The organism is Sphingobium sp., from assembly GCA_035196065.1.
In the GTDB taxonomy this organism is placed as follows: domain Bacteria; phylum Pseudomonadota; class Alphaproteobacteria; order Sphingomonadales; family Sphingomonadaceae; genus Sphingorhabdus_B; species Sphingorhabdus_B rara.
Genome location: CP136575.1, coordinates 46,131 through 71,051 on the forward strand (window position 1 = coordinate 46,131; position 24,921 = coordinate 71,051).

General features: G+C 58.5%; 22 protein-coding genes and 1 tRNA gene. 13 read left to right on the top strand and 10 right to left on the bottom strand.

Annotated elements, in window-relative coordinates; translation table 11 throughout:
• Positions 1-37: 37 nt before the first annotated feature.
• The 5 genes from tldD to RSE16_00255 all read left to right on the top strand — a co-directional run bounded on the left by tldD (position 38) and on the right by RSE16_00255 (position 5,626).
• On the top strand, positions 38-1,465 hold the full coding sequence (gene tldD / locus RSE16_00235; GenBank protein ID WRH75944.1) for a metalloprotease TldD: 1,428 nt from the start codon (positions 38-40) through the stop codon (positions 1,463-1,465).
• Between the two features lie 146 nt (positions 1,466-1,611).
• Entirely contained in the window at positions 1,612-2,805 is a 1,194-nt protein-coding gene (locus RSE16_00240) for a hypothetical protein (protein WRH75945.1), read from the top strand.
• Positions 2,806-2,956: 151 nt separating this feature from the next.
• The gene (locus RSE16_00245) at positions 2,957-3,658 is read left to right on the top strand and encodes an endonuclease/exonuclease/phosphatase family protein (protein WRH75946.1); all 702 of its coding nucleotides are present in this window, start codon (positions 2,957-2,959) and stop codon (positions 3,656-3,658) included.
• A 140-nt stretch (positions 3,659-3,798) separates the two neighbouring features.
• Positions 3,799-4,137 (top strand): P-II family nitrogen regulator, encoded by a 339-nt coding sequence (locus tag RSE16_00250; protein ID WRH75947.1) that lies wholly within the window; start codon positions 3,799-3,801, stop codon positions 4,135-4,137.
• Between the two features lie 34 nt (positions 4,138-4,171).
• Complete coding sequence (locus tag RSE16_00255) at positions 4,172-5,626, top strand: ammonium transporter (GenBank protein ID WRH75948.1); 1,455 nt, start codon at positions 4,172-4,174, stop codon at positions 5,624-5,626.
• A gap of 216 nt (positions 5,627-5,842) precedes the next feature.
• Here the strand turns inward: RSE16_00255 and dnaN are convergent, their stop codons facing one another.
• Positions 5,843-6,958, bottom strand: a complete 1,116-nt coding sequence (gene dnaN / locus RSE16_00260; protein WRH75949.1) for a DNA polymerase III subunit beta — start codon at positions 6,956-6,958, stop codon at positions 5,843-5,845.
• A 168-nt stretch (positions 6,959-7,126) separates the two neighbouring features.
• Between dnaN and RSE16_00265 the strand changes: the two genes are divergently transcribed.
• The 4 genes from RSE16_00265 to RSE16_00280 all read left to right on the top strand — a co-directional run bounded on the left by RSE16_00265 (position 7,127) and on the right by RSE16_00280 (position 10,889).
• Positions 7,127-7,765: a histidine phosphatase family protein gene (locus RSE16_00265; GenBank protein WRH75950.1), complete on the top strand. Its 639-nt coding sequence runs from the start codon at positions 7,127-7,129 to the stop codon at positions 7,763-7,765.
• Positions 7,762-8,238 (top strand): hypothetical protein, encoded by a 477-nt coding sequence (locus tag RSE16_00270; GenBank protein ID WRH75951.1) that lies wholly within the window; start codon positions 7,762-7,764, stop codon positions 8,236-8,238. The genes RSE16_00265 and RSE16_00270 overlap by 4 nt, the downstream gene beginning before the upstream one ends.
• Positions 8,239-8,283: 45 nt before the next feature.
• The gene (rlmN, locus tag RSE16_00275) at positions 8,284-9,534 is read left to right on the top strand and encodes a 23S rRNA (adenine(2503)-C(2))-methyltransferase RlmN (protein ID WRH75952.1); all 1,251 of its coding nucleotides are present in this window, start codon (positions 8,284-8,286) and stop codon (positions 9,532-9,534) included.
• Positions 9,535-9,614: 80 nt separating this feature from the next.
• Positions 9,615-10,889 (top strand): cyclopropane-fatty-acyl-phospholipid synthase family protein, encoded by a 1,275-nt coding sequence (locus RSE16_00280; GenBank protein WRH75953.1) that lies wholly within the window; start codon positions 9,615-9,617, stop codon positions 10,887-10,889.
• Here RSE16_00280 and RSE16_00285 read toward each other — a convergent pair.
• Entirely contained in the window at positions 10,886-11,671 is a 786-nt protein-coding gene (locus tag RSE16_00285) for a thioesterase family protein (protein WRH75954.1), read from the bottom strand. The two genes, RSE16_00280 and RSE16_00285, sit on opposite strands and share 4 nt — an antisense overlap.
• A gap of 73 nt (positions 11,672-11,744) precedes the next feature.
• On the opposite strand from RSE16_00285, the gene RSE16_00290 reads away from it, so the two are divergent.
• Positions 11,745-12,830 carry an AraC family transcriptional regulator ligand-binding domain-containing protein gene (locus RSE16_00290; GenBank protein ID WRH75955.1) on the top strand — a complete coding sequence of 362 codons (1,086 nt, stop codon included), beginning with the start codon at positions 11,745-11,747 and terminating at the stop codon, positions 12,828-12,830.
• Here RSE16_00290 and RSE16_00295 read toward each other — a convergent pair.
• Together RSE16_00295 and RSE16_00300 are read right to left on the bottom strand one after the other, a co-directional pair.
• A tRNA-Val gene (locus RSE16_00295) sits at positions 12,809-12,883 on the bottom strand. The two genes, RSE16_00290 and RSE16_00295, sit on opposite strands and share 22 nt — an antisense overlap.
• A 56-nt stretch (positions 12,884-12,939) precedes the next feature.
• Entirely contained in the window at positions 12,940-13,317 is a 378-nt protein-coding gene (locus RSE16_00300; protein ID WRH75956.1) for a response regulator, read from the bottom strand.
• Positions 13,318-13,463: 146 nt separating this feature from the next.
• On the opposite strand from RSE16_00300, the gene RSE16_00305 reads away from it, so the two are divergent.
• On the top strand, positions 13,464-14,318 hold the full coding sequence (locus tag RSE16_00305; GenBank protein WRH75957.1) for an N-formylglutamate amidohydrolase: 855 nt from the start codon (positions 13,464-13,466) through the stop codon (positions 14,316-14,318).
• Between the two features lie 227 nt (positions 14,319-14,545).
• Here RSE16_00305 and RSE16_00310 read toward each other — a convergent pair whose 3' ends face one another.
• From RSE16_00310 to RSE16_00320, 3 genes are read right to left on the bottom strand one after another with little or no spacing between them, the layout of a single operon-like run.
• A complete protein-coding gene (locus tag RSE16_00310) occupies positions 14,546-15,073 on the bottom strand; it encodes a cytochrome b (protein ID WRH75958.1) in 528 nt (175 codons plus the stop codon).
• Between the two features lie 36 nt (positions 15,074-15,109).
• Positions 15,110-15,889, bottom strand: a complete 780-nt coding sequence (locus RSE16_00315) for a SapC family protein (GenBank protein WRH75959.1) — start codon at positions 15,887-15,889, stop codon at positions 15,110-15,112.
• A gap of 48 nt (positions 15,890-15,937) precedes the next feature.
• Positions 15,938-17,386: an FAD-binding oxidoreductase gene (locus RSE16_00320; GenBank protein ID WRH75960.1), complete on the bottom strand. Its 1,449-nt coding sequence runs from the start codon at positions 17,384-17,386 to the stop codon at positions 15,938-15,940.
• A 124-nt stretch (positions 17,387-17,510) separates the two neighbouring features.
• Between RSE16_00320 and RSE16_00325 the strand changes: the two genes are divergently transcribed.
• Both RSE16_00325 and RSE16_00330 read left to right on the top strand, forming a co-directional pair.
• Entirely contained in the window at positions 17,511-17,990 is a 480-nt protein-coding gene (locus tag RSE16_00325) for a hypothetical protein (protein WRH75961.1), read from the top strand.
• A gap of 105 nt (positions 17,991-18,095) precedes the next feature.
• On the top strand, positions 18,096-19,460 hold the full coding sequence (locus RSE16_00330; GenBank protein WRH75962.1) for a DEAD/DEAH box helicase: 1,365 nt from the start codon (positions 18,096-18,098) through the stop codon (positions 19,458-19,460).
• A gap of 54 nt (positions 19,461-19,514) precedes the next feature.
• Here RSE16_00330 and RSE16_00335 read toward each other — a convergent pair whose 3' ends face one another.
• The 3 genes from RSE16_00335 to RSE16_00345 form a co-directional block, all read right to left on the bottom strand.
• Positions 19,515-22,259, bottom strand: coding sequence for a TonB-dependent receptor (locus tag RSE16_00335; GenBank protein WRH77376.1), 2,745 nt, complete (start codon positions 22,257-22,259; stop codon positions 19,515-19,517).
• 122 nt (positions 22,260-22,381) lie between these two features.
• A complete protein-coding gene (locus RSE16_00340) occupies positions 22,382-24,037 on the bottom strand; it encodes an amidohydrolase family protein (GenBank protein ID WRH77377.1) in 1,656 nt (551 codons plus the stop codon).
• A 5-nt stretch (positions 24,038-24,042) separates the two neighbouring features.
• Entirely contained in the window at positions 24,043-24,912 is an 870-nt protein-coding gene (locus RSE16_00345) for an NAD(P)-dependent oxidoreductase (protein WRH75963.1), read from the bottom strand.
• Between the last annotated feature and the right edge of the window lie 9 nt (positions 24,913-24,921).

Consider the following 24,921-nt stretch of genomic DNA (forward strand, 5'->3'; position numbering starts at 1 on the left):
CCCTTTCCTTGTGCGCGCGACTGCCTATATCGGGCCTATGAGCATTACAGATCCGCGCAGCTTTCTTTACCAACCCGGCCTTCTAGATCCCGATGGCGCCATGCGCGTGACGCGCGATGCCCTGCAATCGTGTGACGACGGCGAACTTTACCTGCAGTATAGCGCAAGCGAGAGTTTCGGTTTTGATGACGGCCGTCTGAAAATGGCTGACTATTCGACCGCATCAGGCTTTGGCCTGCGCGGCGTTTCGGGCGAAATGACTGGGTTCAGCCACGCCAATGACATCAGCGAAGGCGCAATTCGCCGCGCCGCCGAAACGCTGCAACTGCTCGATCCGGCCAAGGGGCAAGCCGCCCCGCCGCCGCGTAAGAACAACCGCCATCTTTACACCGATGGCAATCCGCTTGATCTGGTACCCTTCGCCAAAAAGGTCGAGCTTTGCCAGAAAATCGATGCCGCCGCCCGTGCGCGCGACCCGCGTGTAGCGCAGGTTTCGGTAAGCCTTGCGGGTAGCTGGTCAGTGATCGAGATCGTGCGAGCCGATGGCTTTGTCGCAACTGATATCCGCCCGCTTGTGCGCCTCAATGTCTCAATCGTGACCGAGGAAAATGGGCGCCGCGAAACGGGCGTTTTCGGCTTTGGCGGGCGCAAGCTGTATGATGACCTGTTTGACGAGGCAGCTTGGAATCGCGCGATTGACGAAGCGCTAGCACAATCCTTGACGAATCTGCGATCGGTTGACGCCCCTGCCGGCGAAATGACCGTCCTGCTCGGCCCTGGCTGGCCCGGTGTGCTGCTGCACGAAGCTGTTGGCCATGGGCTTGAAGGCGATTTCAACCGCAAGGGCACGTCGGCCTTTTCGGGGAAGATCGGCCAGCTCGTCGCTGCGCCGGGGGTGACGGTGGTGGATGATGGCACAATTGCCGACCGCCGTGGATCGCTATCCATCGACGATGAAGGTACGCCTACGCAGGAAAATGTGCTGATCGAGGACGGCATCCTCAAAGGCTATATGCAGGACAGGCTGAACGCCCGACTGATGGGCGTAGCCCCTACCGGAAATGGCCGCCGCCAATCCTATGCCCATGCACCCATGCCGCGCATGACCAACACCTTCATGAAAGGCGGTAACGACGATCCTGCAGAATTGCTGAGCCGGGTGAAGGATGGCATTTTTGCCAAAAGCTTTGGTGGCGGACAAGTCGACATTGTTTCGGGCAAGTTCGTGTTCAGTTGCACCGAGGCCTATCGCGTCAAAAATGGCAAACTGGGCGATCCGATCAAGGGCGCAACATTGATCGGCGATGGGCCGACGTCGCTGACCAAGGTGATCGGTATCGGCAATGACATGGCACTCGACGAAGGCATTGGCGTGTGCGGCAAGGGCGGGCAAAGCGTGCCTGCCGGCGTCGGCCAGCCAACGACATTGGTCAGCGCGCTAACTGTGGGTGGTACGGCCGGCTGATCGGCCGGGCGAGGCCGAGGCGGTTGCTGCAGGCGACAACTGGCAAGGGACTTGCCGAGGCTCACCCCGAGGACTATCCAGGATACAAGAAGAATCGGGTCGCATAACCCGCCGGTGCAATCCGCCGGCCAAGACGGAGTTATGCCATGTCTGCTTCGACCCGTATCCCTGCCGCCTTTATCCTTGCTTCGCTGATCGGGGTCGTTCCTGGTTCAGCGCAAAAGACAACTGGTCCCAAGGCCCAATATGCAATGGACGTTCAGACCATGTCCGGCATGGGAATGGGCAGCATGATGGGTGGCGGGCTTGGCGCGCTGCTTGGCGGCGGCGGCAATGAAAACTACATGCTCGACCTGCGGCTGACATCGGCAGTTGCGGCGCCGGTTCAACCCGAAAAGGGCGACCATTTCTTTCTGCCTAGCGCCAAGATGGGAAAATCGGTGCCTTTGCTGGGTGACGTTCCGGGCAAACCGACCGCACCCGACGAGAGCTATGAAGGCGACCGCAACTTCGAAAAGCCCAAGGGGCGCATCCTGATATTCTGGGGCTGCAATGAAAAGGCCCCCAAGGGGCAGCCGTTCATCATCGATTTCGCCAAGATGCCAACCGCGAAAATGCCGCCCAACATGCCGCAGGCGATGCAGGGCTATCGCGCCGCTGCACAGGCGCGCGATGAGAACGCCGCCTGGTGGCCAAACGGCAGGAATAGCAAGCAACCAAAGTCTGGATCATCGCTGCGCGGCGAACATCGCATCGCGAGCAATTTCACGCCCGAAATCAAATTCGCGCTGGCAAACGACTATATGGCGGCACTCAAGATCGCAGTCGGCGAAGGCGCAGCGGTCCAGCTCAACTGGAACAGCGTACCGACCGCGACAGGTTACGCCGCCTGGGTGATGGGTGAGATGGAACGGTCAGGACAAGGTGGCGACATGGTGATGTGGACCTCAGCCAACAATCGTGATTTTGGCGAAAGCATGGGCTGGCTATCCCCCGCAGAGGTGCAGCGCCAGATCGCGGCGAAAAATATTATGCCACCTTCGCAGACCAGCTGCGCTATTCCCGCCGAAGCGAGAGCCGCTGCAGGAGGCATGATGTTCGGCAGCATGAATGCCTTTGGGCCTGAGGAGAATTTCGCCTTCCCACCCAAACCGACCGACCCCAAAGCGGTCTGGAATATCGAATGGACGGCCAAGGCGCGCTTCAAATCCTTTGCGAGCTTCATGGTCGGCATGGGTGATGGCGCAATGGGCGGCGCCTCTGCACCCGCTGCCGAGCCCAAGAAGAAAAAACCATGCAAGGGTCCGTTGGGCATTCCGATTCCTGGAACGAGTTGCTGACCGGCAGCCATAAAGACCGATTAGTCTGGACTGCACCCGTTGGCTTTGGCAGACCATGCCTATGGCAGATTGTTTCGACGCGCCGGACACCACGCATTTCGAAATGATCCGCAGGGTCGTCCTGTATCTCACCAGATCGGCGGAATAGAAAGTGCACGCCATCAAGGTTGCGACTTACAATATCCGCAAGGCCGTCGGCACCGACCGGCGCCGTGACCCGGCCCGGATCATTGAGGTATTGCGCGAAATAGATGCCGATATCGTCGCGCTGCAGGAAGCCGACCGGCGGTTCGGCAACCGGATGAGCGCACTGCCCCATCACATGCTGTTTGAACAAAGCGACTATGTGCCGGTCGAGATTGGCGGACGTCCGCAAAGCATCGGTTGGCATGGCAACGCACTGCTCGTCCGCAAGGGCACCGAGGTGCGGCACAGCGAGATCGTGCCGCTGCCCACACTCGAGCCGCGTGGCGCGGTGCTGGCAGAGATCATCATGCATGGACGGCCATTGCGGATCATCGGCACCCATCTTGATCTATCCGGCCTGTGGCGACGGCGGCAGATTCGCGCGCTTCTGGCCCGTCTGGACGGCGCCACGCACCATTTGCCCACCGTGTTGATGGGCGATTTCAATCAATGGTCGGATCGCGGGGCTTTATCCGAGTTCGCGTTTCACCATCATCGGTTGGTGAAGACTCCCCCCAGTTTTCACAGCACTCGGCCGGTGGCGCGGCTCGATCGCATCATCGTCAGCCATGATATCGGCGTCGAAAGCTGCGGCGCCCATGACAGCGCGCTTACCAAACGCGCATCCGATCATCTGCCATTATGGGCGAGCCTGAATATTGCCTAATTTTTAATCAGTGTGTTTTTGCTGATTAAATTTTAGTCAATTTGCTTGCTGCATTGCGGCATAATGCCCCCGTTTCCCGCCTGTCCGCATTTGGCACGCCCTTTGCATTATGGTTCCCTGCAATCATCAAGGGGGCGCGTGTGAAATATATCATTGCCATCATCAAGCCACACAAACTCGATGAAGTCCGCGAGGCTTTGGCCGGACTGGGCGTATCGGGAATGACCATTTCAGAGGTCAAGGGCTTTGGCCGGCAGAAAGGCCAGACCGAAGTTTATCGGGGTGCTGAATACACCACCAACATGGTGCCGAAGATCAAGATCGAGGTCGCCTGCACAAGCGAAAGTGCCGGCGCCGTAGTCGAGGCGATCCAAGCGGCGGCGGCCACAGGCTCGATCGGCGACGGCAAGATCTTCGAGATCGATCTTGCAGCCGCGACCCGCATCCGCACCGGCGAAACTGACAGCGCCGCGCTTTAACCAGAAAAACCGGACCAATCAGGGAAGAAAATCTATGCTGAAAACATTGAAATGGATTGGTGCAACGGGGGTAGCCACACTGGCTGCGCTCCCCGCGCTTGCACAAGAGGCGGCGGCCACCGTGGCCGCAGCTGCCGACGGGCCGATAAAGGCGCCAACCGCTGAACAAATGGCGGGTATGGTCGACAAGGGTGATACGACATGGATGCTGATCAGCTCCGCGCTGGTACTGCTGATGTCGATCCCGGCGCTCGCTTTATTCTATGGCGGCCTTGTCCGCACCAAGAACATGCTCTCACTGCTGATGCAGGTGTTCATGATCGTTTCGGTCGCGGCGTTGCTCTGGGTTACCTATGGCTATAGCCTTGCCTTTACATCAGGCGGCGACAGCGCGCTTGCACCATTTATCGGCGGCTTTTCAAAAGCGTTCCTTTCGGGGGTTGATGCTACAACAGTTGCCGCAACCTTCAGCAACAATGTCTATATCCCGGAATATGCGTTCGTCGTATTCCAGATGACCTTCGCCTGCATCACGCCGGCGCTGATCGTCGGGGCGTTTGCCGAGCGCATCAAATTCGCGCCACTGATGATCTTTACCGTCCTGTGGCTCACCTTCGCCTATTTCCCGGTCGCCCACATGGTATGGTACTGGGCCGGCCCGGACTTCCTGCCCGATGCACCGACCGATGCAGGTCTGCTCTGGGGCTGGGGCGCGCTTGATTTTGCCGGCGGAACCGTTGTCCACATCAACGCGGGTATTGCTGGCCTGGTCGGCTGCCTCATTGTCGGCAAACGTATCGGATATGGCAAGGAAGCCACCCCTCCGCACAGCCTGACCATGACCATGATCGGCGCTTCGCTGCTGTGGGTGGGCTGGTTCGGCTTCAACGCAGGTTCCAACCTCGAAGCCAACGGCCTCGCCGCTCTCGCCTTCATCAACACCTTCGTCGCCACCGCAGCTGCCGCTGTCGCCTGGTGCCTGATCGAACAGTTCCACCACGGCAAACCGTCGCTACTCGGCGCGGTAACTGGTGCAGTTGCAGGTCTGGTCGCGATCACCCCAGCCAGCGGCTTTGCCGCCCCGATGACCTCGATCCTGCTCGGATTTGCGGCTTCGGGTCTGTGCTACCTGTTCGTGGCCTTTGTGAAGAATAAGCTGAAATATGACGATACGCTCGACGTCTTCGGCGTCCACGGCATTGGAGGCATTGTCGGCGCCATCGGCACCGGCATCGTTGCCGACCCGGCATTGGGCGGCCAGGGCTTCTTCGACTACACGGTCTTCCCGGCAGCCGTAGGAACCTATGACATGGCGGGTCAGGTGCTCACCCAAATCAAGGCGGTCGGCGTGACCGTGATCTGGACCGCCATCGTATCGGCTGTGCTTTTCTACGGCCTCAAATTTACCATCGGCCTGCGCCCGAGCGAAGAAGCCGAACGCGAAGGGCTCGACCTCACCGAACATGGAGAGCGCGCCTACAATTATTAAGGTTCATGGAAGGCGAGGCTTAGAACAGCGTCGCTTTCCACCACAGCTTGGCGGTGGGGTCTCTCTCCTCCCTCTCCCGATCCCGCCGCCTCCCTACGTTCCTCCCGCGAACGTCCGACTTCACAGCCCGGGTCCGAAATGGCCCGGGCCTTTTTTGCGCATAAAAAAAGGGCGGTCGAAACCGCCCCTTCCCGTTTTGATGAAATGCCGCAGCGATCAGACGCGCATCGGCATCAACACATAGAGCGCTGCGGACTTGTCGTTCTCGCGAATAAGCGTCGGCGCGCTTGCATCGGCGAGGTGCAGTTCCACCGTGTCGCCCTCAATCTCGCCCAATATATCGAGTAGATAGCGGGCGTTGAAACCAATTTCGAAACCGTCACTACCATAGCTACCGGGTACTTCTTCAGCCGCCGTCCCATTTTCCGGGCTGGTCACCGAAAGCGTCACCTTATCCTTTTCAAGCGCAACCTTGACAGCGCGGGTCTTTTCAGTGGCGATCGTCGCCACACGGTCAACGCCCTCTGACAGGCTTTTCGGGTCGATCTTCAGCAGCTTGTCATTCGCGGTCGGAATGACTCGGCTATAATCGGGGAAGGTTCCGTCGATCAGTTTCGAAGTCAGCACCGCATTGTCGAATGTGAAGCGGATCTTCGAAGCCGAAAGGTCGATCTGGATCGCATTGTCACCGCTTTCGTCGAGCAGCTTGCGCAATTCGGCAACGCATTTACGTGGGACGATCACGTCAGGCATCCCCTCTGCGCCAGCAGGGCGAGGCAGGGTGACGCGGGCGAGGCGGTGACCGTCGGTCGCAGCTGCCTTCAGCATCGGATCGCCATCGTCGGTGACATGGAGGAAGATGCCGTTCAGATAGTAACGCGTTTCCTCGGTCGAAATGGCAAAGCGCGTCTTGTCGATGATCTGCACCAGCGAGGCCGCAGGCAGTTCGAAACTGGTGGGCAGCTCTCCTTCGGCGATCATCGGGAAATCATCGCGCGGCAAAGTGCCAAGGCTGAAACGGGCACGGCCTGCATGCACTGCCATACGGCCATCGGCCGCGTTCAGCTGCACCTGGCTGCCTTCGGGCAGTTTGCGGGCAATTTCAAACAGCGTATGCGCCGATACTGTCGCTGCGCCTGCAATTTCGACATCGCCTGCAATCGTCTCCACGATCTGCAAATCCAGGTCGGTCGCTGTCAAGCGGATCGCACCATTTTCACTGGCCTCGATCAACACATTGGACAGGATGGGGATGGTGTTGCGCCGTTCAACCACCGATTGAACATGGCCCAGGCTCTTCAGCAGTGTCGCGCGCTCGATCGTCGCTTTCATCGTCCGGTCAATCCCCTAAGGCCGCCCTGTTTCAGTACGGCGCTAAAATTATTGTGCCTGAAAATCGGCGAATCCGTCTTAACAAGCTTCCGATCTAGGGCAAGCCGATTGGCTTTGCAGTGCTGATTATTCTGTGGAAGAAGGGCGCTTCGCAGAAGGGTCTGAAAATTGGTTACAAAAGGCAAAAGGCTGTTCATCGCGCGGCATGGTGAAACCGTATTCAACGCGGCCGGGCGGATGCAGGGCATGCACGCCCATACCCCGTTAACCCGCGAGGGCTGCGAGCAGGCAACCGAAATGGGAATCGGCCTTTCGCGCCATATCGAGCCGCACGAGCCGCTGGCGCTTGTCTCCTCCCCAGCCGGGCGGACGTTGCAGACACTGGCGCTGGTCGTTGAAGAACTGGACCGCGATTTTCATGATAATGCCACCGATGTACGGCTGCGCGAAATCGACGTCGGCGTCTGGGAAGGCCATTATTACAAAGACATTGCCCCCGATATCACCACGTTGATGGACATGGAGCATAAGCTTTTCATTCAAAAGGCACCGGGCGGTGAAGATTATCGCGACGTTGCTGAACGGGTGCAGCAATGGCTTTCAGAACAGAGCTTTGAAAGTGACATGCTGATCATCACCCATGGCATGACCGCGCGGGTGATGCGCGGCCTTCTGCTCGGCCTGCCGCCGCTCGAACGCTTTGGCGCACCAATCGCCCCGGGCCTTGCCCAGGGCAGCATGGTGATGATCCGCGACGGCGTAGAAGAGTTGGTTGTCGACGGTGCGGGAAGGGGCGAGCGCGCTTGAGGACCATCCTCGTCCTCTTGCTTTTTCTGTCTGCGGTTCCGGCGTTGGCGCGCGACCGGCTGGGGGCATGGCAAAGCTGGGCGGCGTTTCGCGACGCAGAAACGGCGCGCTGCTACGCCATTGGCGGCCCGGAGGAAACGAACGGCTCCGGGGGGTTTGTAGCGGTGGGTTTTTGGCCGAAGCGCGGCCTGTCGCATCAGGTCTATGTCCGCCTTTCACGCAAAAGATCAACGAACAGCGGCATCACCCTCAGCGCAGGCGGACGCCGATTCCAGCTTGCCGCGCGCGGCAATAGCGGCTGGGCCAAGGACAGACAGATGGATCTTGCCATCATCGCCGCGATCCGTTCATCCCAATCGCTCAGCGTGCAGAGCATCGGCCGCGATGGCCGCAACATCATCGACGCCTATCGCACGCGCGGCGCGGCAAGCGCCATTGACGCTGCTGCCTTGGGGTGTCTCGCGCGCCGCTAGCGGGACTCGCTTTTCACGGTTCACGGCCTTATATGGCCGCCCATCATGCAAATCCCCGGCCATATCGATCCCGTTGTCACCCCGCGCACAATTACACCGCGCGCCGATGGTCGCATCGACCTTATTGGCTTGTCACACCTGCAGATCCGGCAGCTTTTCCTTGAAAGCCAGCTTGATGAAAAGGCTGCAAAGCTAAGGTCGAAACAGGTATTTCACTGGATCTATCACCGCGGCGTAACTGAATTCGAAGCGATGACGGATATCGCAAAGCCTATGCGCCCATGGTTGGCACAGCGCTTCGTGATCGGCCGTCCGCAAGTGATCGAGGCGCAGGTATCGAGCGATGGCACCCGCAAATGGCTGCTGCGCACCGACGATGCGCAAGATTATGAAATGGTCTTCATCCCTGATGCAGACCGAGGGACATTGTGCGTATCGTCACAGGTAGGTTGCACGCTGAACTGCCGTTTCTGCCACACCGGCACAATGCGGCTGGTACGCAATCTAACCCCCGGTGAAATTGTCGGCCAGGTGATGCTCGCCCGCGACGCGCTTGGCGAATGGCCGCGCGGCAATATGGCGAGTGTGAGCGAGGAAGAGGATGACGACGCCCCTCATTATTCTTCTGGCCATTACACATCTGACGGACGGATGCTGACCAACATTGTGATGATGGGAATGGGCGAGCCGCTCTACAATTTTGACAATGTGCGCGATGCCTTGAAAGTCGTGATGCACGGCGATGGCCTAGCGCTGTCGAAACGGCGAATTACCCTATCGACCAGCGGCGTGGTGCCGATGATGGAGCGCGCAGGAGAGGAAATCGGCGTCAATCTAGCGGTGTCATTGCATGCCGTTACCAAAGATATTCGTGACGAGATCGTTCCCCTCAACCGCAAATATGGCATTGAGGAATTACTGCAGGCCTGCGCCGATTATCCCGGAGCAAACAATGCGCGCCGCATCACGTTTGAATATGTGATGCTGAAGGATAAGAATGACAGCGACGAGGATGCCCGCGAACTGGTGCGCCTGATCAAGCACTATAAATTGCCTGCAAAGGTCAATCTGATCCCGTTCAATCCCTGGCCCGGTGCGCCTTATGAATGCTCTTCGCCAGATCGGATCCGCACGTTCAGCAACATCATCTTTGAACATGGAATCAGCGCGCCGGTGCGCACCCCGCGCGGGCGCGACATCATGGCCGCATGCGGGCAGTTGAAGTCGGCGGCTGAGAAAAAGAGCCGGGCAGAACTCGACCGGCTGGCCGAGGAAAAACAGGCGGCATTGGGATAACCCCCCGGGATAGGTTGCTTTTCCCGACAGGCTGGGCTCTTATCTGAATGGGGGCGTCACACTGCTTGACGGAGTGCCGCATGACTCTTCTCGCCCGCTTGCTTGACGGCCGCGTTTCACATGGCCAGCTGACCATTATCGATCATCGCGGCGACATCCGTCAATTCGGCACGCCTGCATCCGGCTGGCCGGAAATCACCCTGCGTCTCCACACTGCCAATGCAGAGCGGCGCATCTTGCTAAATCCGCGCCTCGGCTTGGGAGAGGCCTATATGGATGGCTCCGTCTCGGTTGATGGCGATGATATCATGGGGCTGGTCGAGTTAGTCCGGCGCAACAACCCTTGGGAAAAGGGCGGAGAAATCGGCGATCCATCTGCAATCAAGCGGCTCGGCGACCAGTTGGTCCGGCCGCTGCGACAACTGAACAACCTCGCCCGTTCGCGCGCCAATGTTGCCCATCATTATGATCTTTCCAATGATTTCTACCGCCTGTGGCTTGATCCAGACATGCAATATAGCTGCGCCTACTGGCCCGATGCGGTTGCGGAAGAAGGCGGCGCGGCGCGCAGTACGATGACGCTTGAACAGGCGCAGCTTGCAAAAAAGGCCCATATCGCGGCGAAACTGGCGCTACGTCCGGGGCAGAATCTGCTCGACATTGGCTGCGGCTGGGGCGGCATGGCGCTCTATCTGCACCGTGTCGCGCGGGTCGAAGTGCTGGGCATCACCCTCAGCGCAGAACAGCTTAAAGTAGCGCGCGAACGCGCCGCTGCAGCTGGGGTTGCGGACAAGGTGCGTTTTGAACTGATGGACTATCGTGTGCTTGCGCAGAGGGCTCCGGGCTATTTCGACCGGATCGTATCCGTAGGCATGTTTGAGCATGTCGGAGTGCCGCAGTTCGACCGCTTTTTCCGCGCTGCAGCTTCGTTGATGAAGGATGATGGCGTAATGCTGCTGCACACGATCGGGCGGATGGGAAGTCCAGGCGCCACCGACGCCTTCACCCGAAAGCATATCTTCCCCGGCGGCTATATCCCCGCGCTTTCCGAAACGCTCGCCGCCAGTGAAAAGGCAAGGTTGATTGCGACCGATATCGAAACGTTGCGCCTGCATTATGCGCTGACGCTGCGCGCCTGGTATAGCCGGGTGCAGATGCGGCGGGACGCGATCATCGCAATGATGGACGAACGCTTTTACCGCATGTGGACATTCTATCTTGCCGGTGCGGCCGCAGCGTTTGAATCGGGCGGCATGTGCAACCACCAATATCAATTGACCCGCGACCGCCGCTCGCTGCCCCTGACCCGCGATTATATCGCAAAGGCAGAACGCCGCTATCTGGCGCTAGGCTAAACGAAAAGCGCGACGGCCTGCATGCCCGTCATCATCGGCTCGCCACGACTGTTCCAAACGGTCATATACTGGCTGCTTGCACCGTGAACGGCATGATGCGTCTCGCTTTCAAGGAACCACCAGCCATTGTCGGTTTCGGGCACATCGGTGAGGAAATTGACCTGCCAGTTGATCGAACTGATCATCCCCTCTTTCTTCATCAGGCCCATGGTCGAAGGCGGAAGCGCATCGCCCATGCACAAAAGATCAGCGACAGGATCCAGCCCGTCTCGCTCTTTCAGCCGGTGCCAATTGGCCAGCCGGGGCTTGCCTTCACCCAGCACCAGCCGTTTGTCCGGATAGTCCATATTATGGGTGAAAAATTCCGGCGGGCCGCTGCGTGTCTGGCCGTCTTCGGGGATTGTCGGAAACTCGGGGCGTGGCAGGCCTTCAAAATCGACGTGACTTTCGCGGCGCGCCATGAACACAAAGGTGCAACTGAGACCAATCTCGTCGCCAATCGCGATCTCGCTCTTCACAAAAGCGCTGTTGCGGCCGCGCCGCAATATCTGTGACGAAATCTCGACCTCCCCCGATAGCGGGCCGGAAAAGGCGATCTGCGCGGTTAGCAAGGGCGGTAGATCGGGGGCAACAGATTTTGCCGCCTGATAGGCAAGTGCACTACTCAAACCGCCATAGGCCGTCCTGCCTTGATGCCAAGTCGACGGAATTGTGATGCGGTGCGTGTCGGCACCGGGCTGGATGTCTGACAATAATTGAGCGAGATTCATGCCTTTGCGCATATCCGGCACTATCCATGGCTGCAAGAGAGGGTTGCATATCCCCGCACGCGATGGTTGAATTGCGGAAATGGGAGTGACCGAACAATTTTCCTGGGTGGATCGGTTGATTGCGGCCGATATCGCTCTCCCGCCCAATACAGCGTCGGTCAATTTGATCGCCAGAATCCTAGCTTCAGCGGAGTCCCGCGGCGCACGGCGCCCGGCCTTATTGGACGCCGTCGGCATTGGCGAGATGAATAGCCGCAACCAGTTAAGCCGGCTTCCAGGCAGCTTACTTGTACGGCTGTTCCAGGCTGTCGAACGGGAATTGACCGACCCGCTGATCGCCATGAAAATAGGACGCGATTCACGCCCGCGCTGTTTTTCCGACATCGGCTATGCGACTCGCTTCCTTCCGACCGCGACCGATGTGTTCGACGCCAACATCCATATGCAGACACTGCGCCAGAACCTCTATCGTGTCTCGCTCATGCAATCCGACCACCGCACCAGTCTCCGCTGGAACCTGCTCGAACATGATCCGCAGGAACTGGCTGCGCTGATCGAATTTTCGGTATCGACCTACGTGCGGCTCGCCCGCGAGTTGTGGTGGGACGACACCCGGATGCTGTCAGTTTCGCTGCAACACCGGCCGCGGTTCGATGCCGCCGAATATAGCCGCATGCTGGGTTGTCCCGTCGTCTTCGGCGCGGCCTTCACTGAAGTAGAATTTTCCACAGCGCAAATGTCAGCGCCTAATCCCATGGCGCATGCAAAACTGACGGCCGCCGTTCAGGGACGGCAGGCGGCACCAATGCTATGGTTCGATGCAGGCCAGCGCGTTTCCGCCCTAACCTATTTCCATATCTATACCGAATTGAACAAATCGCCGGTCACATTGCAGCGTATCTCCCGCTTTCTCGACCTGTCGGAGCGGACGCTCCGCCGGAAACTTGACGCTGAAGGCAGGCCGTTTCGCAATCTGCTCGATCAAGCCCGCATGGACCTGTGCGATCTTTATCGCATCGAGGGCCACAGGTCATTTGGGGAAATTGCCGAATTGCTGGGCTATGGCGAGCTAAGCGCGTTCACGCGCGCTGCCAAACGCTGGTATGGCACTGCACCAAGCCATTTCTGGAAAGACATCGAAGGGGAAAATGGTGGGCGTAGCAAGGATTGAACTTGCGACCCCTGCGATGTCAACACAGTGCTCTACCACTGAGCTATACGCCCACGCTGCGGGCCATCTAGCGGGGGAAGCGATTCCCATCAAGCCCCAATCTGCACGGTCAGATCTGGCCTGATGCAGCTTCCTTGTTGAACAACCGTTCGACCTCGAGCACGAGGTCTTTCAGATGAAAGGGTTTCGAAAGGATTTTCGCCTGTGGCATGGATTTTCCTGCACGCAGCGCAACGCCGGAAAAACCGGTGATGAACATCACTTCGGTCGACGGAGACACCTTGCTGCAATGCCGCGCCAGTTCGATACCGTCCATCTCCGGCATGACAATATCGGTCAGCAACAGATCGAACTGCTGCTGTTCAAGCAAGGGGACAGCCTCTGTCCCACGATCGACAGCAACCACTTCATAGCCTGATTTTTCCAACGCACGTGCCAGATATTCGCGCATTGCCTGTTCATCTTCGGCAAGCAGAATCCGAATCATAATAAATCTCGTCTTGATGCCGTTTCCGGCTGCGGTCCCTGTAGCTGCACTGTTAACAGCAGAGACTTAAAAAATTGCATTCATTTTTCCGATTTTCGCCCTAACGACGACGAATGTCGGCGACGAAACCTACAGAAAAAGCGAAAATGCCTGCCGAAAATGGCTTTTCTGCTTTCAATTGCGATGACCTGCAATTTCCTGTCCTGGTCTCTGTGCCGCATGCGGGGCGCATCTACCCGCTAGATCTAACGGGCAATTTGCGACTCGATCCCGCCCAGTTGGTGCGGCTTGAAGATCGCTATGCCGACCGGTTGGCGGCTACAGCGATCAAAGCGGGACTGCCGACACTGGTCGCCCATTATGCGAGGGCCTGGATTGATCTCAACCGCGACAGCCGAGATGTCGACCCAGCGATGGTCGAAGGCGGTTTTGCCAACAGCCTGGGCAGCGCGAAGATGCGCGGCGGGCTCGGTTTGATCCCCCGGCGGCTGATGCAATATGGTGACATCTGGAAACGGCAGTTGCGGCGCGAAGATATCGACCATCGCATTGGCAGTTACCACGCGCCCTATCACGACCTGCTGGAACAACTGCTGTCGCAAATCGTCGCGCGCCATGGTGTCGCGATCCTTGTCGACTTACACAGCATGCCGCCACTAGGCGCAGAGGGCGAAATGCAGCCGCAGATCGTAATCGGCGACCGATTCGGGCAAAGCGCGGCTTCGGTCTATTCGGAACTGCTGGCCGCGCGACTGAGTCATTTGGGAGTTCGTGTCGCGCTGAACCATCCCTATCCCGGCGACTACATATTGCGGCGCCATGGCGCGCAGAAACGGAATATCCACGCGCTCCAGATCGAGGTTGATCGCCGACTTTACCTTGATGCCGACCTGCGCGAACCTTCAGCCGACATCGGCGATGTTGCAGCAATGATCGCTGAGCTTTTGTTTCTGCTCATCGAACAGGCACGCGGCGCTTCCCTGCCTGTCGCAGCGGAGTAACGCCTGCACGCACTTCCCTGCAAACAAGAAAAAACCACCCCGGATTTCTCCGGGGTGGCCAAGGTTCAGGGAGGTGGCGCTGACCTGCAGCGCCGATAGAGCAGACAAGGGAGGGGAGATGTCCGCTCTTCACCAAAGATGGGCCGGATCTTCCGTCAAATCAATAGCTCAATTGTATTTTTCAATGTCAGCCAGCGCGATTAACCCATCAATCGTCGCACGCGCTTTCAGGGCCACATGCGCTGCAGGAACGGCAATCTGTCTATAAACTGGTGCTTCAGCGCGCCTGCAACATGCAACAGGATCAGCACGAACAGCGGCTTTGTAAGCACTTCATGCGCTTCATAGCCAATCTCGGCCAGCGCCTCGCTCTTGCTGATCGGAAGCGTGATATCGAACAATCCGAAAAACTCGACCGGCGGGGCCTTGGGATGCGCAGAGGCGAGCAACCAGCCCGAAAGCGGCACCGCAATTATCAGCACATAGAAAATGATGTGGACCGTGCGTCCGATCATGGCCTGCCATGCGGTCACTGCCTGCGGCAACGGCGGCGGTTTATGCCCCAATCGCCAGAACAGGCGCAGGAAAGACAGCGTCAGAATAGAGACGCCGATCGCCTTGTGCGATGCCATCAGACCTGCCCCTTCGGCCCTCGACAGATCTTCGGCCATGCTTGCCAGCACAAAGTTAGCGACCACCAAAATAGCGATCAACCAATGGAATAATATTGCGATTTTGCTATATTTTGCAGTCATGGCGGCCCTCCTTCACCGGGGAGCCGCCATCGCAGATCAAGCGAGCACAGGCTCCGTCCCCTCGGGGACTTTACCTTGCTGGGCCTGCATTGCAAATACCTCGCGAACCAGGTTCAGTGAGAAAAGATGCGCATAGATCAGCGGCAACATGCCGTTCTGGTTCATGGCGCGAAGCTGGTCGCCACGCATATCGCGCAGCTTTTCTTCATTCACCATCTGGAAACCGCGATAGATATAGGGCGCTTCCCGGCCATCCTGTTGGATTGCAACTTCGCCGTCCATCAGCAGCTCATATTTCTTCAGTTCATCGACAAATGCCTGGGTACGCGCACCCGCCTGTTCGAAATCTTCGCAGAATTTCAGGATATCCTTGGTGGTATCGGTCGCCTCGGTGCCGTCGAAGAGCGCATTGCCTTCCTCGAATTCGCCGAGCGCATCTGAAGTCGGATCAAAGCAGAGGGTCAGTTCGTCGCTGTCCGGACGAAGCCGGGCCAGCATGAACGGATAGCGGCGGATATAGGCTGGCAGATAGACAGGCAGCGTGAACTTGCCTTCATCGTCCATGAACACGTTGACGCCTTCATTCATGCCCATCAGCGCAAGCGGCACCGGATTGTCGCCTGCCGAAAAGACGATCGGGAAATTCCGGCTGGCGCTGACAAATTCCTCAACTGTCAGCGGAATTGCGTGCTGATTGACCACGAAATTGGCATTTTCAATCGGGCGGCTCTTCAGCTTGCCATGCTCTCCACTGTTGAGCGGCAGCAGGTCATTGTAGAAAAGCGGAAGGCCTTGCGGCGCGGGCTGAGTAGCCATCGAGAAAAACTCCGGTCTATAGATTCGTCACTTAAGTTGCGCGCGGCTTTAGGCGGCAGAGCGGTCGCTGGCAAGAGGAACGAGTTTGCCCGGGTTCATGATGCATAGCGGATCGAGCGCCTGCTTGATCGATCGCAAGGCGAACAGCCTCGCGGGATCAGACAATCGGCCAAATTCCGCCAGCTTTGCCTGACCAATGCCATGTTCGGCCGAAATCGACCCGCCATAGGCCGTCACCCTGTCATAAACATCGCTGCTGATCTGTTCTGCCTGTTCGCCATACCATTGGTCTGCGGTCACTCCCTTCGGAGCCTTAACGTGGAAATGGACATTACCATCGCCGAGGTGGCCAAATGCGACCACCTGCGTTCCGGGATAGCGCGCCTCGAGATCAGGGGATTCACGTTCGATGAAGCGCGCCATATCCGCCACCGGCACGCTGATATCATGCTGCAGCGCGGGGCCCTCTGCCCGTTCCGCCTCTGCAATCGAATCGCGGATTTTCCAGAAAGCGTCGGCCTGCGCCTCGCTAGATGCAATCACAGCGTCCTGAACGAGACCGGCCTCCATCTGCTGCGCCAGAAACTCCTCCGCCAACATTGCGGGCGAAGCCTGATCATCGCGATCCCGGACGAGCTCGATCAACACATGCCAGCCACCATTGCCGCCGTCGATCGGGCGGCGCGTGCCGGGAATATGCTGCAAGACATGGCCCAGCGCCGTATCCGGCAATATCTCGAATCCTTCAAGCATCGACTGACAACGCGCCTGCGCCGCCAGCAACAGTCTGTAGGCATCATCGGGTTGCGCCACTGCGGCCCAACTGACGCTGCGTTCGAGCAATGCCGGCACCAGCCTTAACGAGGCACGGGTGACAATTCCGATCGTGCCTTCGGCGCCAATCAGCAAATGTTTGAGGTCATAGCCGCGATTGTCTTTCTTCAGCGGTGCCATCCCGTCAAACACCGAACCGTCGGGCAACACAGCCTCGACACCAGCCACAAGATTGCGCATCGCGCCGTGCCGCAATACCTGCGTTCCACCTGCATTGGTTGAAACCAGTCCGCCAACCGTTGCCGATCCCTTGCCGCCCAGCGTCAGCGGAAAGCGCAGGCCATGGGCCGCCACCGCGTCATGCAGGTTTTGCAGGATAACCCCCGCCCCGCAACTGACTAGCATGCCATCACGGTCGATCTGTTCAATGTCGTTCAAACGACGCAACGACAAAAGGCAACTCTGCCCGCTGCCGTCAGGCGTTGCGCCAGCCACCATCCCGCTATTTCCGCCCTGCGGCACCAGCGGCACTCGATATTGCGCCGCAATTGCCACCACGCCAACGACCTCCGCTGTGGTGGCTGGCGACAGGATTGCCGCGGCATTACCACGAAACCGGCCCCGCCAGTCGGTCGTCCAAGGAGCGATCGCATCTGCATCCGACGTAAAGCCTTTTGGGCCGAGCAAGACGCGAAATGCCTCCAGAGCCTGTTCGAGGGCCATTTTTACGCCTCCTGTCGACGAGTGAATTGACTAAAGCCGGACTGCTCCATAGGGCGCAATTAATGCTCTGTTCAACCGTTACGGTCCACCGCCGCGAACTAAGAACACTGGCCGGGATCCGACATTGCGCCTTTTGCTGATAGTCATTGCCGGATTGACCTTGGCCTTCGGCGTTTCTGCCCGCGCGTCGGGCGAGATATTGCCTGCCCTCAATACGCTGTGGCACGATATTCGCAATTTCCAGATGCGGGTCGAACAGCGCATCATCATTCGTTTCCCGAACCAGCCCGTATCACCGCCTGCCGGTCGTGCCGACCCCCGCAAGGCGTTGATTTATAATGAGGAAAAAATCGGCCGCTGCCTGATGATGGACCGGCTGATCGCTTCACGGCCGGGGCCAAAGAACTCACTCGAACTGGTTACCCGCGAACGGCAGTTGATCCGTGCCTATCTGGGTGATGGTTGCCTTGCGCGAGAGTTTTACGCGGGTGCCTATGTCGAACGATCAAGCGATGGCCGTTTGTGCGTCGATCGCGATATCCTGCATGCCCGCACCGGTGCCAAATGCGAAATCGACAAGTTCCGTCTACTGGTACCCGAGTAAGACAGCCCTATTTCCTTGACATTTTACACCCGTTGGGCGTAACGGCTCGAACCGGACGCGCGGGCGTAGCGCCTGTTCGTCGTCCCCATCCGGATTTTCTTATATATGTCATTTGCCGACCTCGGCCTTTCCGATGAACTTTTGAGCGCGGTTATTGCCGCCGGTTACGATACTCCAACGCCGATCCAGGCGCAGGCAATCCCTTCCGTTCTGATGATGCGCGATATTATCGGCATCGCCCAGACAGGCACCGGAAAGACTGCATCCTTCGTGCTGCCGATGATCGACATTTTGGCGCATGGCCGCGGACGCGCGCGTATGCCGCGCAGCCTGATCCTTGAACCGACCCGCGAACTCGCCGCACAGGTTGCGGAGAATTTCGAAAAATATGGTGTGAACCACAAGCTGTCGATGGCGCTGCTGATCGGCGGCGTTTCGATGGGCGACCAGATCAAGGCGCTGGAAAAGGGCGTTGACGTGCTGATCGCGACGCCGGGTCGATTGATGGACCTTTTCGAACGCGGCAATATTCTTCTCAACGGCTGCGAATTGCTCGTCATCGACGAAGCCGACCGGATGCTCGACATGGGCTTCATCCCTGACATCGAGAATATCTGTACCAAATTGCCGACCAACCGGCAGACGCTGCTGTTTTCGGCTACCATGCCGCCGCCAATCAAGAAACTGTCCGACAAATTTCTGTCCAACCCGAAATATATCGAGGTGGCCAGGCCCGCGACAGCGAACATCAATATCGAACAGAAACTGGTCGACGTCGCGCCGATGAAAAAGCGCGAAGTGTTGCGCGATCTGATCCGCAGCGAGGATGTGTCGACAGGCATCATCTTCTGCAACCGCAAGACTACGGTTCGCGAATTGAACAAGAGCCTGAAGCGCCATGGTTTCCGTTCGGGCGAGATTCATGGCGATATCGATCAGGCAGCGCGCCAGCGCGAACTGGAAGCGTTCAAGACCGGCGAGATCAACCTGCTGGTTGCATCCGACGTTGCCGCGCGCGGGCTGGACATCAAGGGTGTCAGCCATGTGTTCAACTTTGACGCCCCTTGGCATCCCGACGATTATGTCCACCGCATTGGCCGCACAGGCCGTGCGGGTGCAAAGGGCAAGGCCTTCACCTTCGTCACCAAGGCTGATGAAGAAGCAATCGATAATATCGAGAAGCTGATCGGCCTGAAGATCGAGCGGTTGGGCAAGGTTTCTGCACCCAAAGAAGAGCGTGAAGCGACACCGAAGAAAGAGGCCGAGCGTCGTTCCTCACGCGGTGGCCGCGCCAAGGGCGAAGAGGCCGAAAAAGCCGAAAAGCCTGAGAAAAGGCAACCCAGACCTGAAAAGGTTGCGGCACCGGTGCCCGCCCCGCGCGAGAAGGCACCTAGGTCAAAGCCGGATGAAGGCGGCACCGACTGGAATGGCCCGATGCCCGACTTCCTCAATTTCAGTATCCCAGCCTGAAGCAACAAAAAAGGCCCGCCGAAGCGGGCCTTTTCTTTTACCTATTGTTCGCGATCAGAATTTGCCGCGGACGGTGATACCGTAGGTGCGCGGCTCTGCCAGAAAGTGCGAGAATATCTGCCGGCCGCCTGGATATTGCGGATCAAGATAGGGAGCCGCGGTCGTCCCCGCTTGGAAGGGCGCGTTGAACGCGACCTGTGCATAGGCCTTGTTGAAGATGTTCTGGCCCCACAGTTCGACAGACCATGCTTCATCCGGACCACGCAGACCGACACGCGCGTTGAACAGGGCAAATCCGTCCTGTTCCTTTTGCGGGAACAGATCCGACCCTGTGTTATAGTCGCTGGTCATGCGGGTATCGATGTAGAAGAGACCCGAAAGGCCGCTATCCCCGATTTCCGGTGTCCAGGTCATCGAACCCGTCGCCACCAGTTCAGGCGCATTCGACAGATTGTCGCCCGGCAACTTGCGCAAGGCCTGATCGAGCGGTGCACCGGTATTAGTGCCGATCAGATCATTGCGATATTTGGTGCTGGCATAGGTGAGACCGGCAGCAACGCGGAAGTTGCGGGCCGGAACAAGCGAACCTTCGAGTTCGAAGCCCTGGGTGCGGACACCATAGGAGACATCACCCGGAGCGCAGCTGCCGGTCGCATTGCTGAGGTCGGTATCGGCATTGGATCCACCCACCAGATTATCGCAACCATTGACGTTCTGGACCAGGAACACGGTTCCGTTGAAGGTGTTCAACTGGAAACTGCTGAAATCCGAACGGAATGCCGACAAGCTGAGGCTGAACGGGCCGGTCGAATATTTCGCACCCAGTTCATAGCTGTCGACCATTTCGGGGTCGAACTGCAGGTTGCGAACCAGAGCCTGAGCGCCGCCAACCGATGCAAATGTTGCGATCGGGGATTTTAGCGCCGAACGGTCGAGGTTGAAACCCCCCGCCTTGTAACCGCGTGCATAGCTGCCATAGAGCAGCAGGTCGTCAATCGGCTTCCAGCTGAGGATCGCGGTTCCGGTGAACTCGTCCTCGCTCCGCTGGTCGCGAATCGCAACGCCGTTCAGTTCGGCGGTCGAGTTGCCCTGACACGACAGGCCAATCACCGCACCTGCGGTCGCGGCGGCTGCTGTAGTCAGCAAGGGTGCCAATGCTGCTTGGTTGGCGGTGCAGACCGTGTTGTCGTTACCAAAGCGCGCGTTAAACTTCTTCTTGTCGCTTGTGTAACGAAGACCCAACGTCAGGTTGATGGTGTCGGTGATGTTCACGATATTGTGCGTGAACAGCGCCCAGTTGGTTCCATTCTGGAAATAACGATCGATGGTCGACCCGCGATCGTTCAGCGTGTCAAGGCGATCAAGCCCGGCCACGATAATGGGACCTGCAGCGCCCAGCGCGCCCGTAACTGTCGGACGCAAAGCGGGGTTGATACAGCTTTGCGAAGCTGGGCTATAGGCAAACGCCAAGCCGCCACCCGAAACGATACGGCAGTTTGCAAAGCGACCATATTGGTTGCCAAAGCGCAGATTGTCCTGAACAGTCAGTTTCTCATTGGCATAAAAGCCGCCGATCAACCAGTCGAGCTTGCCATCAAACGCCTCACCCCGCAGGCGCAGTTCCTGCGTGAACGTGTGGAACTGACGATAGGCATCGTCGCTCGGTGCGCGATAGAGGATGTCGACTTCACCATAATCGGTGTCTGACGCCTGACCCGAACGATATTCGCGGTAGGCAGTGATCGAGGTCAGCGTTGCGCCCCCAAGATTATAGTCAATCTGGCCCGAGAAACCATAGTCCTTGGTTTCACCGGTAAACACCCGATTGGGGCTGACCGAAATACGCCGGCCATAGCCCTGGTTGAACGCAGCCAGCGGCTGGCCCAGATCGCGCAGGACGTTGATGATGTTGTTGCCGGTCGTTTGCAGCGGGGTAAGCGGCGACGACAGATTGTTCAGATCGCCAATATATTGGTTGACTGTGCGATCGACGTAAGTCGCCGCGCAGCATTCTTCCTTGCGCGAGGTATAGTCTGCAATCAGGCGAACCGTCAGATCATCATTCGGTTCAAACAGCAGCTGGCCACGCAAGAAATAACGGTCGCGATTGTTGACATCGCGGCCATTGGTATCGTCGCGGTAAAAACCGTCACGCTTTACATAAACGCCGTCGACGCGGAAGGCGACCTGCTCCGAAATCGGGCCGGTGATGCTCGATGCGGCGCGCATGAAATCAAAGTTGCCATAGGTCAGTTCACCCGAACCACCGAAAGTGAATTCCGGCTTTTTCGAGTAAATGCTGATCAGACCGGCCGACGAGTTGCGGCCGCCGAGTGTGCCCTGAGGGCCACGCTGAACTTCAACACGGTCGATTTCACCAAGTTCGTTCAGGCCAATGCCCGAACGCGAACGGTAAACGCCGTCGATGAATACAGGAACCGAGCTTTCAAGGCCCGGGTTGTCGCCCACGGTGCCGATGCCGCGGATACGCGCCGAACCATTGGCTTCGCTGCCGGTCGAGGACACGAGAAGCGAGGGTGCCACCTGGTTAAGCTGGCGAATGTCGTTGGCGCCGCTGTTCTGCAGCGTTTCTGCATTAACAGCTGAAATCGCGACGGGAACATCGGACAGAAGCTGCGAGCGGCCCTGCGCCGTTACAACAATCTCGGGGGTTTCTTCACTAGCGCCTTCCTGCGCCGCAGTTTCGTCCTGCGCCATCGCAAGCGACGGCATGGCCAACGCTATCGACGCAGAGGAGAGGGCAAATAGGCTTTTTGTAAAAGTCAGTCGCTTAGACATCATCTTCTCCCACATTTTTTGGTTTGGGTGCTTTTAGCTAACCAAAAGTGAGAATTAGGCCACGCAATTGCAACTTAATGACAGATTTTTACATTCTACTGCGGCAAAAGCGCAACAGGATGTTAAAGTGCTGGCTGGCCCGCCGTATAAACTGGACGCCCGCCAACCCACGCCTCGGTAACCTTCGTTTCACGGATCTGGGCAGGTGATGCCAGCAACGGATCAGTATCAACCAAAATGAAATCCGCCCGATAACCGGGTGAAAGCGAGCCCAGCCTGCCCTCTGCAAAGGCGGCATAAGCGGCATCGATTGTAAAACCAGCCAGCGCCTGTTCGCGGCTTACCCGCTCTACCGCCATCCATCCGCCAAAGGGCTGGCCATTCGCGTCTTCACGGGTGATTGCTGCGGCAATGCCATGAAAGGGATTGGGCGATTCCACGGGCACGTCCGAACCAAAGGCCAGCTTGCCGCCCGCCTTCAGGATTGAGTTCCAAGCATAGGCCCCTGCCAGACGGTCGGGCCCCAGTCGCGCTTCGGCCATAAGCCGGTCGGAAATCTGGTGGACCGGCTGCATCGATGCGATGATACCATTTTTCGCAAGCCGCGGCAGATCGGCCGGATCGACGATTTGCGCATGTTCGATGCGCCAGCGCCGGTCGCCGGTATAGGTGGGTGCCAGATCCTCGACCGCGCCGATCGCCTCAGCATTGGCGGCATCACCTATTGCATGCACGGCTGTCTGGAACCCATCCATCGACGCGCGCACCATCATGTTGCGCAATTCCGCTGGCACCAGCAGCGGCAATCCTGTCTGCCCCGGCGCATCGGCATAAGGCTTTTTCAGCCATGCCCCGCGGCTGCCCAGCGCGCCGTCGAGATAGAGTTTGACGCCGCCAAGGCGCAGCTTGTCATCATAAAGCCAGGGCGTCGGGCGCGGGCCGGCAATCGCGACCATATTGTCTATCCCGGCCGCGTAGCCAAAGATGCGAACCGAAAGCCAGCCTTCATCTCCTGCGCGGCGATAGCTTTGCCAATCGGCAACCGTAGTCCCCATATCGGCAATCGCAGTGACGCCGACCTTCAGCAACGCCTGCTGCGCTTCGGCAAGCGCAAGGTCGCGCTCCACTGGGCGGGGGGCGGGCACATGCTTGGCCACCAACTCACTTGCCATATCAACGAAAATGCCGCTGGGCTTGCCATCGACCATCTCAATGCGACCGCCAGCGGGCGATTTCGTCGCCGCAGTAATGCCCGCGATTTCGAGTGCGCGGCTGTTGGCCCAGCCCGCATGACCATCAACCCGTTCAAGCCAGACCGGACGGTCGGCAACTGCCGTATCCAGATCTGCAGCGGTCGGGAAACGACCTAGCCCCCATTTTTCTTGGTTCCAGCCGCGCCCGATGATCCAGCGCCGGTCGGGGTATTTGGCGGCATAGCCGCGGATCGCGGCCTGTGCCTCTTCCAGCGAATTGGTGCCCGACAAATCCAGCGTCAGCGCCGCAAAACCCAGCCCGATGACATGGCCATGCGCGTCGATCAGCCCGGGCAGCATCGTCAGCCCTTTTCCGTCATGGCGGAAATCAAGCTGCTTTGGTGCCTTGTCCCGGGATGTCAGCAATTGGCTGACCTTGCCGTCACGGCCGATCAGCAGCCCGGTGAAGCGCACCACCTTGCCATCCTTATCGAGGGTGATGCCGTTCACATTCTCGATCAGCCCGTCGGCAATGGCAGCTGGAGCGGCCAGCACAGCAAGTGCAGCAGCAAGCAAAAAGCGCATCTTGATCATCGCTTCGGCAACCTCCGGACCAGCGCGCTCGTATCCTGACGGCCGCCGCCCATATATTGAATGTCGGAATAAAATTGGTCGGTCATCGCGGCGATGGGAATGCTGGCGCCATTGGCGCGCGCCTCATCAATCGCCAGACCCAGATCCTTGCGCATCCAGTCAACCGCAAACCCGAAATCAAATTCGCCGCGCGCCATCGTGGCCCAGCGATTATCCATCTGCCAGCTTTGCGCCGCACCGCCCGAAATCGCGTCGAAAACCTTGTCGAGATCGAGTTCGGCGCATTGTGCAAAATGCATTGCTTCGGAAAGCCCCTGCAGCACGCCCGCGATACAGATCTGGTTCGCCATCTTCGCCGTTTGCCCATCACCCGGGCCGCCAACATGGACAATGCGTTTCGAATAGGCGTGTATGATAGGCGTCGCCGCAGCGACCGCCGCCTCGGTACCACCGCACATGATGGCGAGCGTGCCATTTTCGGCGCCGGCCTGACCGCCAGTGACCGGTGCGTCGACGCAATGAATGCCCCTGCCCTTAGCCTCAACCGCAAGCTGACGGGCAATCCGCGCTGACACGGTGGTGTGATCGATGAAGCAGCTGCCCTTGGCCATCGCCTGAAACACGCCGTCGCGGCCCAGCGTGATGCTGGCCAGATCATCGTCAGTGCCAACGCAGCTCACGACAAAGTCGGCGTCCTTTGCAGCCTCTGCCGGAGAAGCGGCCTTGCGACCGCCATGCTCGCCGACCCATTTGTCCGCCTTTGCCGACGACCGATTGTAAACGGTCATTTCATGTCCGGCCTTGCCGAGGTGCCGGGCGATCGGGCCGCCCATGACCCCGAGGCCGATAAAAGCTATTCTTGCCATGACCGTGCC

Excerpts from the sequence above, each read along its gene's own strand:
- tldD (WRH75944.1), top strand. The coding sequence starts at position 38 with ATGAGCATTACAGATCCGCGCAGCTTTCTTTACCAACCCGGCCTTCTA.
- RSE16_00240 (WRH75945.1), top strand. The coding sequence starts at position 1,612 with ATGTCTGCTTCGACCCGTATCCCTGCCGCCTTTATCCTTGCTTCGCTG.
- RSE16_00255 (WRH75948.1), top strand. The coding sequence starts at position 4,172 with ATGCTGAAAACATTGAAATGGATTGGTGCAACGGGGGTAGCCACACTG.
- dnaN (WRH75949.1), bottom strand. The coding sequence starts at position 6,958 with ATGAAAGCGACGATCGAGCGCGCGACACTGCTGAAGAGCCTGGGCCAT.
- rlmN (WRH75952.1), top strand. The coding sequence starts at position 8,284 with ATGCAAATCCCCGGCCATATCGATCCCGTTGTCACCCCGCGCACAATT.
- RSE16_00280 (WRH75953.1), top strand. The coding sequence starts at position 9,615 with ATGACTCTTCTCGCCCGCTTGCTTGACGGCCGCGTTTCACATGGCCAG.
- RSE16_00285 (WRH75954.1), bottom strand. The coding sequence starts at position 11,671 with ATGCGCAAAGGCATGAATCTCGCTCAATTATTGTCAGACATCCAGCCC.
- RSE16_00300 (WRH75956.1), bottom strand. The coding sequence starts at position 13,317 with ATGATTCGGATTCTGCTTGCCGAAGATGAACAGGCAATGCGCGAATAT.
- RSE16_00305 (WRH75957.1), top strand. The coding sequence starts at position 13,464 with ATGCCTGCCGAAAATGGCTTTTCTGCTTTCAATTGCGATGACCTGCAA.
- RSE16_00310 (WRH75958.1), bottom strand. The coding sequence starts at position 15,073 with ATGACTGCAAAATATAGCAAAATCGCAATATTATTCCATTGGTTGATC.
- RSE16_00315 (WRH75959.1), bottom strand. The coding sequence starts at position 15,889 with ATGGCTACTCAGCCCGCGCCGCAAGGCCTTCCGCTTTTCTACAATGAC.
- RSE16_00320 (WRH75960.1), bottom strand. The coding sequence starts at position 17,386 with ATGGCCCTCGAACAGGCTCTGGAGGCATTTCGCGTCTTGCTCGGCCCA.
- RSE16_00330 (WRH75962.1), top strand. The coding sequence starts at position 18,096 with ATGTCATTTGCCGACCTCGGCCTTTCCGATGAACTTTTGAGCGCGGTT.
- RSE16_00335 (WRH77376.1), bottom strand. The coding sequence starts at position 22,259 with ATGTCTAAGCGACTGACTTTTACAAAAAGCCTATTTGCCCTCTCCTCT.
- RSE16_00340 (WRH77377.1), bottom strand. The coding sequence starts at position 24,037 with ATGCGCTTTTTGCTTGCTGCTGCACTTGCTGTGCTGGCCGCTCCAGCT.
- RSE16_00345 (WRH75963.1), bottom strand. The coding sequence starts at position 24,912 with ATGGCAAGAATAGCTTTTATCGGCCTCGGGGTCATGGGCGGCCCGATC.